General features: G+C 57.3%; 17 protein-coding genes. 10 read left to right on the top strand and 7 right to left on the bottom strand.

Features of this window, described 5'->3' with window-relative positions:
- Position 1: 1 nt before the first annotated feature.
- The 5 genes from BLM14_RS03880 (at position 2) to BLM14_RS03900 (ending at position 5,585) form a co-directional block, all read left to right on the top strand.
- Positions 2-910 carry a cation diffusion facilitator family transporter gene (locus tag BLM14_RS03880; protein ID WP_099998172.1) on the top strand — a complete coding sequence of 303 codons (909 nt, stop codon included), beginning with the start codon at positions 2-4 and terminating at the stop codon, positions 908-910.
- Positions 911-939: 29 nt separating this feature from the next.
- On the top strand, positions 940-1,521 hold the full coding sequence (locus BLM14_RS03885) for an NUDIX domain-containing protein (RefSeq protein WP_099998173.1): 582 nt from the start codon (positions 940-942) through the stop codon (positions 1,519-1,521).
- 296 nt (positions 1,522-1,817) lie between these two features.
- Positions 1,818-2,765 carry an alpha/beta hydrolase gene (locus tag BLM14_RS03890; RefSeq protein ID WP_099998174.1) on the top strand — a complete coding sequence of 316 codons (948 nt, stop codon included), beginning with the start codon at positions 1,818-1,820 and terminating at the stop codon, positions 2,763-2,765.
- Positions 2,766-3,070: 305 nt separating this feature from the next.
- The gene (leuA, locus tag BLM14_RS03895) at positions 3,071-4,774 is read left to right on the top strand and encodes a 2-isopropylmalate synthase (RefSeq protein ID WP_165788396.1); all 1,704 of its coding nucleotides are present in this window, start codon (positions 3,071-3,073) and stop codon (positions 4,772-4,774) included.
- 205 nt (positions 4,775-4,979) lie between these two features.
- Complete coding sequence (locus BLM14_RS03900; protein ID WP_099998175.1) at positions 4,980-5,585, top strand: hypothetical protein; 606 nt, start codon at positions 4,980-4,982, stop codon at positions 5,583-5,585.
- Here the strand turns inward: BLM14_RS03900 and BLM14_RS03905 are convergent.
- Positions 5,569-6,498: a metallophosphoesterase family protein gene (locus BLM14_RS03905; RefSeq protein WP_099998176.1), complete on the bottom strand. Its 930-nt coding sequence runs from the start codon at positions 6,496-6,498 to the stop codon at positions 5,569-5,571. The two genes, BLM14_RS03900 and BLM14_RS03905, sit on opposite strands and share 17 nt — an antisense overlap.
- An 85-nt stretch (positions 6,499-6,583) precedes the next feature.
- Between BLM14_RS03905 and BLM14_RS03910 the strand changes: the two genes are divergently transcribed.
- Complete coding sequence (locus BLM14_RS03910; RefSeq protein ID WP_099998177.1) at positions 6,584-7,054, top strand: NUDIX domain-containing protein; 471 nt, start codon at positions 6,584-6,586, stop codon at positions 7,052-7,054.
- A gap of 8 nt (positions 7,055-7,062) precedes the next feature.
- Here BLM14_RS03910 and BLM14_RS03915 read toward each other — a convergent pair whose 3' ends face one another.
- Positions 7,063-8,040: a glutathione S-transferase family protein gene (locus BLM14_RS03915; protein WP_099998178.1), complete on the bottom strand. Its 978-nt coding sequence runs from the start codon at positions 8,038-8,040 to the stop codon at positions 7,063-7,065.
- Between the two features lie 322 nt (positions 8,041-8,362).
- Here BLM14_RS03915 and BLM14_RS03920 point away from each other — a divergent pair, with 322 nt between their 5' ends.
- Positions 8,363-8,875, top strand: a complete 513-nt coding sequence (locus BLM14_RS03920; protein WP_100001026.1) for a GNAT family N-acetyltransferase — start codon at positions 8,363-8,365, stop codon at positions 8,873-8,875.
- Between the two features lie 3 nt (positions 8,876-8,878).
- On the opposite strand, the gene BLM14_RS03925 is transcribed toward BLM14_RS03920, so the two are convergent.
- Genes BLM14_RS03925 through BLM14_RS03940 form a run of 4 tightly spaced genes read right to left on the bottom strand, consistent with a single transcriptional unit; the run spans position 8,879 to position 15,716 of the window.
- A complete protein-coding gene (locus BLM14_RS03925) occupies positions 8,879-10,954 on the bottom strand; it encodes a hypothetical protein (RefSeq protein WP_204252010.1) in 2,076 nt (691 codons plus the stop codon).
- A gap of 9 nt (positions 10,955-10,963) precedes the next feature.
- Entirely contained in the window at positions 10,964-13,798 is a 2,835-nt protein-coding gene (locus tag BLM14_RS03930; protein WP_099998180.1) for a DUF4159 domain-containing protein, read from the bottom strand.
- Positions 13,795-14,709, bottom strand: coding sequence for a DUF58 domain-containing protein (locus BLM14_RS03935; RefSeq protein WP_099998181.1), 915 nt, complete (start codon positions 14,707-14,709; stop codon positions 13,795-13,797). Before BLM14_RS03935 ends, BLM14_RS03930 begins: the two co-directional genes overlap by 4 nt.
- Complete coding sequence (locus tag BLM14_RS03940) at positions 14,709-15,716, bottom strand: AAA family ATPase (RefSeq protein ID WP_099998182.1); 1,008 nt, start codon at positions 15,714-15,716, stop codon at positions 14,709-14,711. The genes BLM14_RS03935 and BLM14_RS03940 overlap by 1 nt, the downstream gene beginning before the upstream one ends.
- A 122-nt stretch (positions 15,717-15,838) precedes the next feature.
- Here BLM14_RS03940 and BLM14_RS03945 point away from each other — a divergent pair, with 122 nt between their 5' ends.
- From BLM14_RS03945 to BLM14_RS03955, 3 genes are read left to right on the top strand one after another with little or no spacing between them, the layout of a single operon-like run.
- Positions 15,839-16,447: a DUF1285 domain-containing protein gene (locus tag BLM14_RS03945; protein ID WP_099998183.1), complete on the top strand. Its 609-nt coding sequence runs from the start codon at positions 15,839-15,841 to the stop codon at positions 16,445-16,447.
- Complete coding sequence (locus tag BLM14_RS03950; protein ID WP_099998184.1) at positions 16,444-17,085, top strand: CoA pyrophosphatase; 642 nt, start codon at positions 16,444-16,446, stop codon at positions 17,083-17,085. Before BLM14_RS03945 ends, BLM14_RS03950 begins: the two co-directional genes overlap by 4 nt.
- A gap of 2 nt (positions 17,086-17,087) precedes the next feature.
- Positions 17,088-18,350 carry a CCA tRNA nucleotidyltransferase gene (locus BLM14_RS03955; RefSeq protein WP_099998185.1) on the top strand — a complete coding sequence of 421 codons (1,263 nt, stop codon included), beginning with the start codon at positions 17,088-17,090 and terminating at the stop codon, positions 18,348-18,350.
- Between the two features lie 32 nt (positions 18,351-18,382).
- Here the strand turns inward: BLM14_RS03955 and BLM14_RS03960 are convergent, their stop codons facing one another.
- Positions 18,383-18,565 (bottom strand): DUF1059 domain-containing protein, encoded by a 183-nt coding sequence (locus tag BLM14_RS03960; RefSeq protein WP_099998186.1) that lies wholly within the window; start codon positions 18,563-18,565, stop codon positions 18,383-18,385.
- Between the last annotated feature and the right edge of the window lie 80 nt (positions 18,566-18,645).

Genomic DNA, 18,645 nt, shown 5'->3' on the forward strand with positions numbered 1-18,645 from the left:
CATGAGTGAAGACACCACTGTTCAGCGGCTGGCGTTCTGGTCGATTTTCATCGGAATGACCGTGCTTGCCCTGAAATATGGTGCCTACTACGTCACCGGTTCCGTCGCGCTTTATTCGGACGCGCTCGAGTCGATCGTCAATGTCGTGGCGGCTCTTGCAGCCTGGTGGGCGATCCGTGTCAGTTACAAGCCCGCCGACCGGAATCATCCTTACGGGCACCACAAGGCCGAGTATTTCTCGGCGGTGCTCGAAGGTGTGCTGATTGTCGTGGCCGCACTGTTGATCCTGCGCGAAGTCTGGCTTGCCTGGGAGACGCCGAAGACACTGGACCAGCCCTGGCTCGGTCTTGCAATCAATGGCGGAGCAACAGTCATCAATGCGTTCTGGGCATCGCTGCTCATCAATCGCGGGCGAAAGCACCGGTCTCCGGCCATGCAAGCCGACGGCAAGCACATTATGACCGATGTCGTGACGTCCGTCGGCGTGTTCGCTGGCCTGGTCGGCGCCGTAGTAACCGGCTGGACCTTCCTGGATCCGCTCCTTGCCGTCATGGTAGCACTGAACATTCTATGGCAAGGCTGGAATGTTATCGGCAACTCGGTGCAGGGTCTGATGGATGTCGGCGTTGACACCGAGGAAACTATGCGCATTCGTGACGTCATTTCTGCCAATGCCGGCGGAGCGCTGGAAGTGCATGACCTTAAGACTCGCATTGCCGGCCGTATGACCTTCATTGAGTTTCATCTGGTGGTTGAGGCGAATATGAGCGTTGGCGATGCGCACATCATCTGCGACCGCATCGAAAACGCCTTGATGCAACAGATCCCCGACGCCAGCGTGGTCATCCATGTTGAACCCGAGGACGAAGCAAAATTGCCGCTTGGCACGGTTGCAGTTCCTTTTGCCTGAGCAGTTCATTCTTTGCCGGAGGTTCCCGCATGAGCGATAGTCCCGTTCGCATGAAATCTGTCCAGCTCCTCTCCGATAATTGGGGGACGCTGAAGAAGTACAGTTATGATTTCGTCCGCCGTGACGGACGGACAGAATCCCACACGCGGGAGGTCTATGATCGTGGCAACGGGGCGGTGGTCTTGCCGTACGATCCGACGCGCGGGACGGTTCTGCTTACGCGGCAATTCCGCCTCCCGGCCTATGTCGCTGGGCATGATCCAATGCTGATCGAAGCCTGTGCGGGCCTGCTGGATGACAACGATGCGGAAACGACTGCACGCAAGGAGACCGAAGAGGAACTCGGTTATCGTTTGCGCGATATCGAGCGCGTCTTCGACGTTTTCATGAGCCCGGGCAGTGTCACAGAACGACTTGTGTTTTTCATCGCCGTTTACAATGCATCGGATCGAATTTCCGATGGAGGCGGTCACGAAGGCGAGGGCGAAGACATCGAAGTGCTGGAAATGACGCTGGACGACGCCCTGGCAATGGTTGCACAGCACCAAATTGTCGATGCAAAAACGGTCATGCTGTTGCAGCACATAAAACTCAAGGGCTTGATTTCCTGACAGCGGCGCCTCCAGATTCGATGCAGTCCTGCAACAATTTGTAACGGATTGTTTCAGTGCGTCATGATTTCGTTACAATTATGTTGACATAGATGCGTCGCGGGGCGAGATATCGTCCAGCAATGCAATTCTCCATTATTGATGCGGCGCCGGGGGCGTACGTCAGGGGACATAAATTAGGCGATACGCATCAAGTCCCAATATTGAGGATCGAGCGCCAATACGCATGGCAGCGCCGAGCGGATGACCGCGGCTGTTTACAAGCTTAGTTAACCTTTAACTGCCAGGATTAACTTATGGGTAAACCGTACTTTTATGCACTGATTGCAGGCCTTTCTCTCGTCACCGCGGCGCAGCTTGCAAGCGCGCGCAGCACGGCGGACTGCGACAAGCCGCAATCGGCAAAAACTCAGGTTTTGTCGGATGCGGTTGATCCGCTGCCTGATGTTGATAAAAATGACAGCGCCGACGCTTGCACCCAGAAGAGCAAGGTGGATTCGCAAGTGCCCGCAAAAGTCGTACCCATCAACATCGTCGCAACAGGCAGTGCCAGTATTTTGAAGAAAGCGATCAAAGGCGAAATTCTTCCGCAGAGCGAAGGATCGCTGCACGAAGATCTTGCATTCAAATACCGTATCTATCGTCCGGAAACACCAAATGGCGATACGATGGTTCTGCTGCATGGCTCAGGCCAGGATGAGACCAGCCTGGTTTCCTTTGGCTCAAAGATCGCCCCGAATGCCGTGCTGTTCGCCGTGCGCGGACGTGTCGTGCAGGATGGTTCGAATCGCTGGTACCGCAGGCTCACACCAGTCAGCTTTGACCAGAAGGACATCCGTTCCGAAGCAAAGGCATTTGCCGAATTCCTCAAGCAGGTTACCCAGGAATACAAGATTGATCCGAACCGCACGACGTTCCTTGGCTATTCCAACGGTGCCAATCTGGTCAACGCAGTGATGCTGCTCTATCCGGATCTGGTGAAACAGGCGGTCCTCTTGCGCTCGATGCCGGTCTTGAGCGAAGTATCCGATGCCAACCTTGCCAACGCGCGCGTATTGACTGTTTCTGGGGCATCGGACCAGCTTTATGCGCCCTATGCGCCGGCCCTGGAGGATATGTTGAGATCGCATGGTGCGCGGGTGGAAGCCCGCTCGATCAAATCGGACCACGGTCTTGGCAAGGACGATGTGAAGGTCGTCAGCGAATGGCTGTCGGGAGCGACGGCTCAGCTCAAGAAGAACTAAGGGACCTTTCGAAACCATTCCCCTTGCATCCGGCCAGACAGTCGTTTATTTGTCTGGCCCATGAAAACGCGCCCGACACATCAGTCCTTCGCTCAGTCCGCTTTTGCGGGCCTGACGAATCGCGCACTTCTCCTTCCGCTTCTTCTCGACCTTATCGGCGACCGCCGGGCTCGTTAAGAGGAGCGTCCGGCGGTCGAAATCGCCGCCAGGCTATCGCTCCTTATCCCTTTACAAGACGACTGTAACGTTTAGACAAGTGCCCCGATAGCGCCAGAGCTGCGCATCAGGCCGGAAGCGAGAAGCAAATGACCGATATGATCGCCCCTCGACAAAATGCGGGTATGCCCAGCGCAGCCAAGAAATATGAACCCTATCCCTTTGTCGATCTGAAAGACCGGCAGTGGCCAACCAGGCGTATCGAAAAGGCCCCGATCTGGTGTTCCGTCGACTTGCGCGATGGTAATCAGGCACTGGTCGATCCAATGGGCCATGATCGCAAGGTGCGTATGTTTGCACTGTTGCTCGACATGGGATTCAAGGAAATAGAGATCGGTTTTCCGTCCGCATCGCAGACGGATTTCGATTTCGCCCGCTGGTGTGTGGAAGAGGGTAATTCCTCCCCGGACGTTTCCCTGCAGGTGCTGGTGCAGTGCCGGCCGGAATTGATCACCCGCACGTTCGAGTCTCTCGAAGGCGCACACAAGCCAATCGTGCATTTCTACAATTCCACCAGTGAATTGCAGCGCCGTGTCGTGTTCAACAAGGACGTACATGGCATCAAAACCATCGCGACCGATGCCGCCAAGATGATCACCGACATGGCGGCAAAGGCAGGCGGCGGCTACCGGTTCGAATATTCGCCGGAAAGCTTTACCGGCACCGAGCTCGACGTGGCACTGGAGATCTGCAATGCGGTGACGGAGATCGTCAAACCGACTCCTGACAACAAGCTGATCATCAACTTGCCTTCGACCGTCGAAATGTCGACGCCGAACATCTATGCGGACCGCATCGAATGGATGTGCCGCCAGCTTGATAACCGCGAAAATCTGATCATCTCGCTGCATCCGCATAATGATCGGGGAACGGGCATTGCCGCAACCGAACTCGGCCTGATGGCGGGCGCCGACCGTGTCGAAGGCACCTTGTTCGGCAATGGCGAGCGAACCGGTAATGTCGACATCGTCACGCTGGCGCTCAACATGTTTACACAGGGCGTCGATCCGGAAATTGACTGCTCCGACATCAACCGGATGAAAGATGTCTACGAATATTCCAACCAGCTGATAATCCCGGAGCGCCACCCCTATGTCGGCGAACTGGTTTATACAGCCTTCTCCGGTTCGCACCAGGATGCGATCAACAAGGGCATGAAGGCGATCAAGCAGGCGAACAAGACTTTGTGGGAAGTGCCTTATCTGCCGATTGATCCCCAGGATGTCGGCCGCAGCTACGAAGCGATCATCCGCATCAACTCCCAGTCGGGCAAGGGCGGCATCGCCTATATCCTGCAGGCCGATTATGGTTTGAACCTGCCGCGTGGCATGCAAGTGGAGTTCCGTGAGGATATCCAGCAGATTACGGACGTGGAAGGCAAGGAGATGCCCTCCAAGCGCATCTATGACCGCTTCCAGGAAATCTATGTCGAACAGCCCGGTGCCCGCTTGAAATTTGTGGATCACCACACCTATCCGGATACGGAACACAAGGGTATGCGCATCCTTTCTGCAGAAATCACGGATCGCGGTGAGACCAAGCGGATCGAAGGCAGGGGGACCGGGCCGGTCGATGGTTTCATCGATGCACTTTCGCACTATCTCGGTATCAGGCTGTCGGTCGTGAATTATTCGGAACACTCGCTCCAGCATGGCTCCGATGCAGCAGCCATCAGCTATATGGAAATCGAGCACCCGACTGGCAAACTTTTTGGTGCAGGTATCAACAAGAACATCGTGACTGCTTCGCTTGAAGGCATTGTCTCGGCGGCAAACCGGATTATTGGCAGTTGATGAAAGGCCCTTCGGGGCCTTTCTTTCGTCATTTCGATGAGTAGTAAATTCGGAGATACATCCTTGCTTAAGCCAAAGGATAGGCCGAATTCAGACAAGTTTCAGGTGCAATGGCAGGGCCGGATTGTTAATGATGTCTAGGGCGCAAACTCAAAAGCAGGATCGACCTGACCAAGCCCTTGTGGACGGTACGCTGGAACATTTCATGCGGGAGAAGACTCACGACGACAGGCTCAAACTTGCCGACGCAATTCGCGGCGCGCAGGCTGGTGCGGCGGATCGGGGCGATGTCGCCATGGACGCAAAGGAGGCCGATCTCGCGCGGATAGAAATCCTTGCCGACGATCTTCGTCCTGTCTTTGAGGATGTGCCAATTGATGATCTTCAATGGGATTTTGCTATCTCCAAAGGGGGGCAGCCCCGATTGTGGATAGACGCCACATCGCATGTGATGATGGCACGCGACCGGCGTACCTACCGTTTCGTTCGCGATACGAGACTTGGACGAATTGTGGTCGCAGAATCGCCCGAAATACGGCCGATTGCCGACGCAGTTACGAACTATATCGCGGAGCGCATTGTCGAGCGTCAACGATTGATGGAAGGGCAACGAGTCAGTTTGCTTCCAGTGGAACCCTTGAAAGAAGCGGATTTTCCGGCGAAAAGTCTGGTCCATGCCGCTCCACAACGATCCCGCCTAAGTGCGTTCATCACCGCGACCTTCTGGTTTCTCATTGGTGCGTCGGCCGGTGCTGGAGCGCTGCTCTTGCTTTTTTGGGAACACCTTGCGCCGTTCATAAAACCGGATTGAGAACTGCCCCTACGGTCAAATCGTGCTCGCGAATGGTCCTGATCGTCATCTGTTCGTCGACTATTCCTCGCTCGACCATGTGGCATGACCAGCCTGTATTCGTCTTTGCAATCGAAAACAGATTGAAGGCCGCGGGCGGTCTATGATTTCCACCAAAACTCTGGCTGGCCGAAGGGACGCACACGACCGGAATTCTCCAGTCCGGACCGTCGATCTCATGGCGGGTCGCCAGATGGGTATGACCGTGCAGCACCAGTTCTGCGCCATGCTTGCGAACGGTTCGCTGAAAGAGACCGATGCCGAGCAGGCGTTTGTGCGAGGGCGCGGCGCCTCGTACAGGCGGATGGTGGATCATGATCACTCTGAAGAGGCCAAGTTTGCCAGTTTCATCGAGGATTTCGCCAAGTTTGCCTGCCTGCCGCTCACGGATATCACCTGTGGCCATGAACGGCGCGGTTGCCCGCGCCGAGGAAACACCGACAAGCGCTACATCGCCCCGGATTCGTAAATAGGGAAACTCGACCGGCCTGTCCGCCGCGGCCTCGCGATCGCCGCGCATCCATGGAGCCCAGTAGCGGCGCGTTTTTTTCAGCGCACCGGGCACGTAGGCATCATGGTTGCCGGGAACAACCGAAACATTCGCCGGATCACCAAGTGTCTTCAGCCAACGCTGGGCCGTCTCCAACTCCTCATCGAGCGCCAGATTGACCAGATCTCCCGTAACTGCAATGTGATCGGGCTTCTGCGCCTCCAAATCGGCAATCAGCGTGTCCAAGGTGCCGCCTGTCATCGAGCCTTTGCGGTTCGAGCGCCAGTTGATGTACCCGGTGATGCGTTTGGAGATGAGCTCGCGCAAAGTCAGCGCGGGGAGCGGTGACAGATGAATGTCGGAGATGTGGGCCAGACGGAACATTATTTCAGCTTTATGAGAGTATGGATTCTAAATCCAGTGATAGAACCATCGCATGATGCTGTGGTTCCGCTCAAGGTTGGATTGAATGACTGATATACGATCAAGATTGCGTCACCGCCTATTCCATACCTATTTTCTGTTTCGTCGGCCGATGACACTTGGCGCGCGTGGCGTCGTAATCGATGAAGCAACGCAGTCCGTGTTCCTCATTCGCCATACCTACGTTCCCGGTTGGCAATTTCCAGGTGGAGGCGTGGAGTCCGGCCACACAGTGGAGCAGACACTGGCCAAGGAATTGATGGAAGAAGGCAATATCGAATTGACGGGACGGCCACAGCTCTTTGCCATCTATCACAATGCTCACGCATCGAAACGGGATCATGTGGCACTTTATGTCTGCCGCTCATTCCGGCAGACGGCTCCGTTTCTGTCCAATCGCGAAATTGCGGAAGCAGGGTTCTTCAAACTTGATGCCCTGCCGGAGGGCACCACACCGTCCACCCGGCGAAGGCTTGCCGAAATCATGGACGGTGCAGAGGTACCGCTCGCCTGGTAGAGGCGACTCTAGAAGCGATTGCGGTCGTGCGGCGCGGAGTAATCGATCTCCGGTCCAGCCGGGATTACTCCCGTGGGGTTGATCGTCTTGTGGCTACCGTAGTAATGCGCCTTGATGTGCTTCATGTTTACGGTCGGCGCCACACCCGTGACTTGGTATAGTTCGCGGGTATAGTTGGAGAGATTTGGATAATCGGCGATGCGTTGTCGATTGCATTTGAAATGACCGACGTAGACGGGGTCGAAGCGCAACAAGGTCGTGAACAGCCGCCAATCTGCTTCCGTTATCTGGTCGCCCACGAGATAGCGTTGTTTCGACAGCCGCTCTTCCACGTGATCGAGCGCATTGAACAACTGATTGAAGGCTTCCTCATAAGCTTCCTGCGTGGTGGCAAATCCGGCACGATAAACGCCGTTGTTGATGTTGGGATAGACGAGCGCATTGATCTCGTCGATCTCGCCGCGGAGGTCCTTGGGATAGAAATCAAGCGACGCGTCACCGAAATCATTGAACGCCGAATTGAGCATGCGGATAATTTCCGATGATTCATTGGAGACAATGGTGTTCTGCTGTTTGTCCCAGAGAACCGGCACGGTTATCCGGCCCGAATAGTTCGGCTCAGCACGAGCATAAACCTCGTGCAAGCGCTTGTAGCCAAAGAGATGATCGGGTGTAGCGCCATCCTTCTCGTAAAAGGTCCAACCTTCGCCTCCCATGTAATGGTCGACGACCGATACCGAAATCACATCATGGAGCTGCTTGAGTGCACGGAAGATCAGTGTGCGATGAGCCCAGGGGCAGGCATAGGATACGTAAAGGTGATAACGGCCAGCTTCAGCCTTGAATCCGGATTTGCCGGTCGGTCCTGCGCTACCATCGGGGGTCACCCAATTGCGAAACTGCGACTCGGAGCGGATGAAGCGTCCGTTTGTATCCTTCGTATCGTACCATTGGTTATGCCAGATGCCGTCAATCAACAGACCCATCGTATTGTCTCCTTGGCTGACTCAAAGCGAAGCCAGCTGATCAGTATTCGTTCGTTGTCTTTACCTAGGCTTTGATTGCCACGCTTCCAGCATCAGCGGAGTGAACAGACTGTCACTTTTTGTCCAGAAAATTCGAATTTCGGTTTACGTCTCGCCCGTTTGATGTTAGGCGAACGCAAAAGGAGACAATTGTGGCAGGAATTCTGTTCATCCGACGATGAAACCCGGACCGGCGCTCACTCAAGCGACGGAAGTTCCTGTATTGCCCGACGGCCGCATTTTGCCAAGGGCGAATGTCCACTCCTTCATAAAGAAATCCAGCATGCTGACCCATGTCGTGACCTACGCGCCGGAAGAGCCGGTGCATGATGCCGCCATCGAAGACATCAACAAGGAAGCTTTCGGACCGGGACGCTTTGCCCGAGCCGCCTATCGGATTCGCGAAGGCGGGCCGCATGACCGCAGTCTTTCCTTTGTCGCGTCGAATGGCGAACACGTGGTCGCATCGGTCCGGCTTGCGCCAATTCTAATCGGTGACACACCAGCCATGCTTCTCGGGCCTCTGGCGGTTCGTCCTGCCTGGAAAAACCAGGGTATTGGCGCTGCGCTCATGCGCACCAGCATGGAAGCGGCGCGGCTTGCCGGACACAGACTGGTCATTCTTGTGGGCGATGAGCCGTATTACGCACCCTTTGGTTTCCGTCCGATCACTGGGCACCAGATCGTCATGCCGGCTCCTGTCGATCCGGCACGCTTTCTTGCCTGCGAACTCGCTCCCCGCTCCCTGGAGAATGTTCAGGGGCAGGTGCGCCATGCGGCATCTGGAGGAGCCTGAGGGTTATTTCCCTTCGCGGTACCACATGCTGCCGAGTACCAGGATCATAGCGGCAAGGCCGAGGAACCCGGAGAACAGGGGCAGGCGGTCTACACTCTTGAGGACCGTTTCATTGGTCGGCCTCAGCCCGATCCAATTATCGCCGCTAGCGCTGGCGATGCCGCGTGAGGCGACAATGTTCGGCACTTCAACGGAGCCCTGACCCGCGTTTGCACGCAGGCGCCGGGTGCCGCCGCCCGTCTCACGGGCGAGAGGGTCGAGCTTTGTCGTGGTGGAAACATTGTCGGCGAATTCCGGTGCGTCCACTGGTCCAACGTGGGCGAGTGTTGTCAATTCGTCATTGGCTACCTGATAGAGACCGATTTCGTCGGTCGGCAGGGAGGCTGTGAACACGCCGGGTTCCGTCTCGGTGAGAGGAACGGAGAGTGTCTTGCCAGACGGAGTGATGATGTTCGCGGGGTCGGCGGTTTTCTTCATGGTCTGGCGATGGATTTCGAGATTGCGGCCACTGCCGGTCGCAGTCAGTGCCTCTTCTTCGAGTTCCGGCTCCTTCATCAACCAGTGAGCGATACGCCGGTATAGGGCCGCATGCGGCCCGCCGCCTTCGAACCCACGTGCCCAGAGCCAGCCCTGATCGGAGAGGAACATGCCGACACGTCCTTCGCCGATGCGATTGAGCACAAGAAGCGGCCGGTCGCCGGCATTCATGACAACGTTACCTTCCGGCGGATTGACATCGATGACGCGGAACCAGCGGCTCCAGTTTGGCGGCTCCTGCGCGCTTCCTTCGAGCCCACGCGTCACCGGGTGGCGTTTGCCTTGATCACTCAGGCGCGGATAGAAGGCTTTCTCGTCGATATTGCCGGTTGGCGTCGCGGGCAGGACAGTCAGGAGCGGCGTATTGGCGATCGACATGTTGCCTGCAAATTCGGGCCCGGCGGCAATGAGCAACGCGCCACCCTTCTGAACATAGTCGTTGATGTAATCATAATAGAGCAGCGGCAGCACGTCACGGTGCTGGTAGCGATCGAAAATGATGAGGTCAAATTGCTCGATCTTGTCGACGAAGAGCTCACGTGTCGGAAAAGCGATGAGCGAAAGTTCGTTGATCGGCGTCGAGTCCTGTTTCTCTGGCGGTCGCAGAATGGTGAAGTGGACGAGGTCCACCGACGCGTCGGATTTGAGAAGGTTGCGCCATGTGCGCTCGCCATTATGCGGCTCGCCAGATACGAGCAGGACGCGCAGATTCTCGCGTATGCCGTCGACCATGGCCACGGCGCGGTTGTTCACCTCGGTGAGCTCGCCCGGGACAGAATCGACAATGATCTCTACGATATTGACGCCCGCGCGCGGCAGCGTCACTTCCAGCGGCATCTCCTCGCCGATAATCGCGTCTTCGCTGTTGACCTCATTGCCATTGACGCGCACACGCACATGCGCGCGGCCTCCTGCCGGCTCGCCCGCACCCGTAACCTTATAGGTCATTTGCTGCGGCTTGCCGGTCAGACCAAAGCGTGGTGCGCGGACGAATTGTATCCGGCGATCGATTTCACCCGGCGTGCCGGTGATAAGACCGTGCAAAGGCGCGTTGAAGCCAAGACCGAATGGATTGGCGGGGATATCGTGAATCTGACCGTCGGTGATCATGATAGCGCCGCCTATACGGGCAGGCGGTACATCGCGGAACGCGCCGTTCAATGCCTGAAACAGACGTGTCGATGTTGCGTCGTCATTCTCGCTGGCACGCCCGGTCTCGACAGTTCGAACCTCGAATTGCGGCAGACGTTCAAGAGCTGTTTGCACTTGCTTGAGGGCTGCATCTGTATCCGCTGTTCGGTTGCCGATATCCTGGCTCTGGCTGCGGTCAGCTATGACAGCCACGACACTCTTCAATGGCTCGCGTTCTTCGTTGACGACGATTGGATTGAAGAGCGCCATGGCGAATGCCGCCACGGCCAGCAGCCGGATCAAACTCCCGCGCTGGCGAAAGTAGATCCCGACCAGTGTCAGGATAAACAATGGCACAAGCAGTAACGCAAGAAGCGTGGTGGAAACTAGAGGTTGAAAATCCAGGGACAAATACATGGACTAATTCCCCAGCCGTTCCAGCAGGTCGGGCACATGCACCTGATCCGACTTGTAGTTGCCGGTCAGCATGTACATGACAATGTTGATGCCTGTGCGGTAGGCATAGGTGCGCTGCATCGGATCATTCGGTATCGTTGGCAGGAGAGGCGATCCATCGGCATTCGTCGCCCATGCACCGGCAAAATCATTGCCGGTGATCATGATGGGCGTTACGCCATCACCAGCACGCACCGGCCGGTCGGCACGGGTTTCCGTCGAGAGCGAAGCCTGCACCCAGAGAGGGCTGCCGCGATACCGGCCCGGGAAATCCTGCAGGATGTAGAAGGATTTGGTCAGTACGTGGTCGCTCGGAACCGGCTCGAGCGGCGGAATGTTCAGTCCTGCAAGAATATCCCTCAGTCTCTGATTGGCGGGTGTCGTCGAATTATCGAAACTGATTGCCGCCGCGTCCTGGTCACGCGTGTCGAAGAGGACGGTTCCACCCTGCTGCATATAGGCATCGATCTTGGCAACGGCCTCGGGTGACGGCATTCTCGCCGCAGCATCGATGGGCCAATAGATCAGGGGGTAGAAGGCGAGCTCATCCGTCGCGGGATTGACGCCGATAGGCTCTCCGGGTTCGAGAGCCGTGCTGTCGGTAAGTGCTCTGGAAAGGCCGGAGAGGCCTGCTTTGCTGATATCGTCGACAGTGCTGTCGCCCGTAATAACATAAGCAAGGTGCGTGGCATTGACCGCTTCGAGAATGGACTGGTCGCCGGGCTTGCTGTCATTTTGCTGGGCATGGACGGGTGAAGGCCCGAAGGCGAGAATGGCCGGCAGCAAGAGGATTGCCAGGGACGCAACGGTAGCCGTCGGGCGAAAGCGCCGGCGCAGATGGCCACCGAGCCATAAAATAGCAATGGCATCCAATGCCAGGAGCAATGCTGCGAGGGCAAAGAGCGGCCCACGCAGTGGCACGGACTCATCGACAGCATAGCGTGCTGTCATCACCGGAATTGTCAGATCAGGCCGTATCAGCGGTTTGATTTCGCCGTCAGGGTTGAAGAGGTTGAACGCCATCATGGCATCCTCGACGCCATAGAAGCCGGGCGGATTGTCGAAGCTCACCTGTGGACCTGCGCCATTCCTGATGGGCAGTGGTTTGGTATCTCCATTCGGCGGTATCAGCGCGCCCTCAGCGCTCAATATGAGATAGGGCGGCAGGACACCGGAACCGTTTGCCCGATTGTCGTCCATCGTTGGTCCGGAACTGTTGGACAGTGAGATGATACGATGCAGCATATCGACGAAACTGCCACTGATCGGCAGGTTCGACCATGTGGCTTCAGGCGTTACATGAAACAGCACGAGCTGACCGCGCTGGCGTGCCTCTCCGGTCACAAGTGGAGTACCGTCTGCCAGATTGGCCCAGCTCTTGTCATAGAGATCGGCGGAGGGTTCGGCCAGCACCTGCCGCGTCACCGTCACATCCTGCGGGGTTGGCAGGCCCCCGAAAGGTCCATTCTCCGGGAATGCGGCAACGGGTTGCGATTCTTTCCACGACAGCGTGCCGCCCAGGGACCGTTCGCCCTTGCGCAAGATAACGGGCAAGAGTGGATCCTGGTCGCTATTTCCAGCGAGACGCGGCCCGGCAAAACGGACCAGCGTGCCACCCTTGTCAACCCAGTCCGACAATGTCTGCTCGGTTTCGGCCGGCAGTTTGCCGATATCAGCCATGATGACGACGGAAGGCTTCTGTTCAAGAAGCTCCGGCACTGCCCGCACCAATTCAGCGTTGCGTGGACGCAAAATGTCGGCAAAGGGTTCAAGGGCTCGTGAAATGTAATAGAGCGGCGAGAGCAGGGGCTGCGAGAGGTCGGCTTCCGATCCGGAGAGCAGCGCGACGCGCCTGCGCTTGTTGTTGTCATCGATGAGATATGTGCCGCCAGCCTGCGCAGTTCCATCGATGCGCAGGGTGTGGAAATCGTTGCGCAGTTCATAGGGAGCGCTGATGACAGCTTCCGCTGCTGCCTCGCCGGCTGTAAATACGAGACCGGTTTCGGCGATGCGGCGCCCCTTTTCGTCGAAGGCTCCGATGGTGATACCGCTTTGGCCACGCTCATCGGCCGGGCGTACCGCGCGGACGGTCAGGCCATTCGCATTGTTCACGCCCTGGCAGATTGCAACAAGCGACGTGATCGAAGGCTGATACCAGATCATGGATGCAACCCCCGTGCCTTCAAGCGATTTCAGCGCTTCGGCTGTCTGGGGTGTGTCGACACCGTCATTGAGATAGGCGATCCGCGTTCCGGTGACGTTGGCGAGTGCAACTTTCAACCGTGCAAAAGCGGCGCGGCGATCGACCGGAATAGGCCGTACAGTCAAAGCGCGAAGCCGTTCCAGGGCGGCGTTGGCATCAAACGGTCCGATATCGGCATTGGCTTTTTCTGCCGTGCCGAGAATATAGATGAGCGCGCCTGAATGCTCAGCATCGGCAATCAACCGTTCTGCAGTTTCCTTGCGGGCATTCCATTCCTCGTTCGACGACCAGCCATTATCGAGTACGATCGCAACGGGTTCTTTGCCGGTCAAGGTTTCGGGGCGTGGATTCCAGACAGGCTCTGACAGCGCCAGAATGACGAAAGCAGCTAACAGCAGACGCAGCAAAGTCAGCCACCAGGGGCTCTTGTTTGGCGTCTCTTCCCTGTTCAGGAGCTGCGCCAGGATTTTCAGCGGAGGAAACACTTCCCTGACCGGGCGCGGCGGGGTCACGCGGAGCAGCCACCAGATGATCGGAAGAACGATCAGTCCCAACAGGATCAGCGGGGCGCCGAAGGCCAAGGGAAGGGCACTCATAGGCCACCTCCCTGATAACCGATATTGGCTGTCATGTTCATGTGAACCGACACCAAAGCGTCTGAAGCCAGGCGGTCAGTGCGGTTGGTTGTGTAACTCCAGCCGATCCGCTTGCAAAAAGCGCTCAGAGTGTCGCGGCGGGCATGGAACAGACGACGGTAATCTTCCGCATAGTCCTGGGCGCGGCCGAAGGTCAGCGAAGCTCCAGTTTCGGGATCTATGAATTCGGTGCGGCGCTTGTAGGGAAACTCTTCTTCTGCCGGGTCGTAAACCTCGATCAGATGGGCTCGGGCGCCGTCATGTGCAAGCCGCTGCAGAACGGCAAGCGTCTCTTCAACCGGTTCAAGAAAATCGCTGACGAGGACCACATCGGAAAACCGGCGCACCTTGGTCAGATCAGGCTTGGGGGGCAGGCTGGTCGCGTGGGAAAGCAATGTTGCCAGGCGCTCGGCGCCATTTCGCGCAGACGATGGGTCGGTTATGCCGGGAAATCCAATGCGCTCGCCGCTGCGTGACAACAGCTCCGCCAATGCCAGAACCAGTACAAGGGCACGCGACTCTTTCGATACGTGTGCCTGTTCTGACTTGTAGAGCATGGAAGGCGAAGGATCCGCCCACAGCCAGACCGTATGCGCGGCTTCCCACTCCTGATCGCGGATATAGGTACGATCGTCGCGGGCCGATCTGCGCCAGTCGATGCGAGACACGGCTTCGCCTTCCGTATAGGGGCGAAACTGCCAGAAACTCTCGCCTACACCACTCTTGCGGCGGCCATGCCAGCCAGTATTGACGGTGTTGAGGATACGGCGTGCTTCAACCAGCAGATCGGGCAGCAGGGCGGCACGTTGACGGGCACGCGCGAGCGCGTCGCCTGTCTCGGTTCGCTGGACCTGCGCGCCGATTGCTGCCATCAGAGGGCAACCTTTGTAAGGTTGCCAATGACATCGCGTACGTTCATTCCGTCGGCGCGCGCCGCAAATGTAAGCGCCATTCGGTGCTGCAGTACCGGTTCGGCCAAGGCCTTCACATCGTCTACCGATGGCGCGAGGCGCCCATCATAAAGTGCGCGGGCGCGAGCGCAGAGCATCAGGGCCTGGCTGGCACGCGGACCGGGGCCCCAGGAAATGAATTTCTTCGCAATTTCATTTTCGGCTCCCGGGCGGGCGGAGCGGACGAGCTTGAGAATGGCGTCAACGACGCCTTCGGGCACCGGCATGCGGCGGATGAGCTGTTGCATCTCGCGCAGACGTTCCGCATCGATAATCTCTCGCGCCGTGGCTTCGGAGATACCAGTGGTCTCAAGAAGGACGCGTCGCTCGGCCTCGAGTTCGGGATAAAGAATGTCGATCTGCATCAGAAACCGGTCAAGCTGCGCCTCCGGCAGCGGGTAGGTACCTTCCTGTTCCAGCGGGTTCTGTGTTGCCAGCACATGGAACGGCTGAGGCAGATCATGGCGTTCGCCAGCAATGGTCACATGATATTCCTGCATCGCCTGTAGCAGCGCCGACTGCGTGCGCGGCGACGCACGGTTTATCTCATCAGCCATCAGCAGCTGCGCAAAGACTGGGCCTTTGACATAGCGGAAGTAGCGCTTGCCGTTGTCGTCCTGCTCCATGACTTCGGAACCGAGGATATCGGATGGCATCAGGTCGGGCGTGAACTGGATACGGCGGTCATCGAGCCCGAGAACTGTCCCCAGAGTTTCGACCAGTTTTGTCTTGGCCAGCCCGGGCACACCAACCAGAAGGGCGTGCCCCCCTGCCAGAAGCGCCACGAGTGTCCGTTCAATGACACTTTCCTGACCGAAGATGACGGTGCCGATACCTTCCCTTATCCTTGCAATGTCGGCCAGAGCTTTTTCGGCCTCGGCGATCATTGCCTTGGGGTCGGTCGGTACCTCAGCTTTAATCATGGTCATGGGCTCACCTCGCCGCTGGTATCTTAAATGAGTCTAACTTAAATGACTCTAAGTCACTATGACATGCAGACAAGCGGTTTAACGGTGACTATTTCGTGACGTGAACAGAAAAAGGTCAGGCCATGACTGAGGGAGAAAACACATTGCGCGACGCTGCAGGACTTGAAGCGCTGATCTCGCGCGCCGCTGCGCAAGGCAAGGGCCTGCCGCCGGTTGACAAGTGGAATCCTGATTTTTGCGGCGATCTCGACATGGAGATCAAGGCCGACGGAACCTGGTTTTACATGGGGACCCCTATCGGGCGACAGCCACTTGTGCGTCTGTTTTCGACCGTCTTGCGCAAGGATGCGGACGAAAAGACCTATCTGGTTACGCCGGTCGAGAAGGTGGGTATACGTGTCGAGGATGCACATTTTCTGGCCGTCGAGCTCAATGTGTCTGGCAAAGGCGCCGACCAGACGATGACCTTCCGGACGAATGTTGGTGATATTGTCGAGGCCAGCGCCGAAAATCCACTGCGTTTTGTCATCGACAAGGCCAATGGCGGCCTAAAGCCATATCTTCTCGTTCGGGGGCGGCTTGAAGCGCTGCTTGCGCGCCCGGTGATGTACGAGTTGGTCAGTCATGGAGAGGACATAAGTATCGACGGAGAAGTCATGTTTGCCGTCCGATCGAAAGGCAAGGTCTTTCCGATCATGCCGGCGGGCGAGCTGGAAAAGCAAAGCCTATGAACCAAACCAAACCACTGCATGAGGGGTTCTCTGCCCGAGCCTTCGCGCGGCGTGTCGCGCTCAAGGGCAGTGAAACATTGGGCGAGGATCACGGCGACCATCGGCTCAATCCCGATCTCGACGCCGTGATCGCGGCAAATCCGCTGCGCGATGCAGCGGTGCTGATTCCAATCGTCGATCGGGGCGATGAAGCGAGTGTGATCCTCACACTGCGTACGGTCCATATGCGCAAGCATTCGGGCCAGGTGGCTTTCCCGGGTGGCGCGATCGATCCCGAGGACGATTATGAGCCGGAAAAGGCGGCCCTGCGCGAAGCGCATGAGGAAATCGGGCTTGAGGGCCGGCATGTGGAACTCCTCGGCCGCCTGCCACGCTACCTGACGACGACCGGTTATTCTATCATACCCGTACTTGGCCTGGTCCATCCGCCCTTCGACCTGACGCCGAATCCGGATGAGGTCGCCGATGTGTTCGAGGTGCCGTTGTCGTTCCTGATGAATCCAGCCAATCATCGTCGCGAAAGCCGAATGTGGCAGGACAAGGAGCGATTTTACTACACGATACCATTTGGCGATCGCTTCATCTGGGGCGTGACCGCCGGGATCATCCGTACACTTTATGAAAGGCTCTATTCGTGAGCATGATTACCATTGCCGACAAAGCCCCGTGGCTCAAGGACAAGTCCTTGCAAAAACTTCTTGCGGTGCTGTCTGGCGAAGGCGAGGGGGCTCGCGTTGTCGGTGGCGCGGTACGCAATACTCTTCTCGGGCAGGAGGTGAGCGATCTCGATATTGCAACGACCTGTTTGCCGGAAGAGACCCTGCGGCGGGCAAAAGAGGCCGGCTTCAAGGTCGTTCCGACCGGCATAGATCATGGCACGATCACTGTTGTAGCCGCTGGCCGGCCCTTCGAAGTGACCACATTGCGGGCCGATGTCGCGACTGACGGACGGCATGCGGAGGTGGCCTTCGGCCGCGATTGGCGGGTAGATGCGGAACGGCGCGATTTCACCATCAATGCGCTCTATGTCGAGGCTGACGGGACGATCGTCGATCTCGTTGGCGGGCTTGCGGATATCGAGAGCAGGACACTGCGTTTCATCGGCGATGCCGAGCAACGCATTCGTGAAGATTATCTCCGCATCTTGAGGTTTTTCCGGTTTTTCGCGTGGTATGGAAGGGGCCGTCCCGAGAGCGAAGGGCTGAAGGCATGTGCCCGTTTGAAGGACGGGCTTGTCCGGCTTTCGGCAGAACGCATCTGGTCCGAACTGAAGAAGTTGCTGGGTGCGCCAGACCCGTCGCGTGCCTTGTTATGGATGCGGCAGGCCGGCGTCCTGACAGCAGTTTTGCCGGAAAGCGAAAAATGGGGCATCGATACGATCCATGGTCTGGTTAAGACAGAGCAGGACCTGGGTTGGGCTGTCGATCCACTGTTGCGCCTTGCAAGCATGATCCCGCCGAACACCGAGCGTGTCGACGAACTGGCATCACGGTTGAAACTGTCAAACAGCGAACGCGAACGGCTAGAGGCCTGGGCGAGCACTGTCCCACCGCCACCGGAAATTTCCGAAACGGGATTCGCGAAGAAACTCTACCGCAGCGACAAACAGGGTATGCGCGACCGCCTTCGCCTCGCATTGGTTTCCGCAAGGGCCGATGCGGTCAATGATAATAATGCCATGATGCGGGCCGGACACCTGTCGAGGCTGCTGGAATTTCTCGATAGCTACGATAAGCCGAAATTCCCTCTTTCGGGCGGCGATCTCATAATCGCGGGTCTCGATAAGGGCCCGGAGATCGGCAAGGTACAACGCGCGATCGAGGATGAATGGATCGAGTCCGGGTTCACCCTCAAACGCGAGGAATTATTGGCAAAAATTCCTGATTACGCAGGGAAAGGTTAGAGCGTCATACCACAAATAAGGCGACGCTCTAATCAGGCGGCCTTGCCCTTTTCGGGTTGAATATTCGCCTTGATTGTATCGAGCATGTGCTCGCGGATGACAGTCTCGCCATGGGTCTCGCGCAAGTGTTCAGTGGCGCGGCGGATGATTTCGGCTTCGGTGTCGTGACGTGTATGCCACTGGCAACCGGGAACAATGCAATGAAGTTCTTTCATGGCTTCTCTCCCTGTTGTCCGCAAGCAAGCGCGCTCGACCATCAGGCGCGGCGTCCATTCACCGCGCTCGTAACGATCAT

This window comes from Phyllobacterium zundukense, assembly GCF_002764115.1.
GTDB lineage: Bacteria > Pseudomonadota > Alphaproteobacteria > Rhizobiales > Rhizobiaceae > Phyllobacterium > Phyllobacterium zundukense.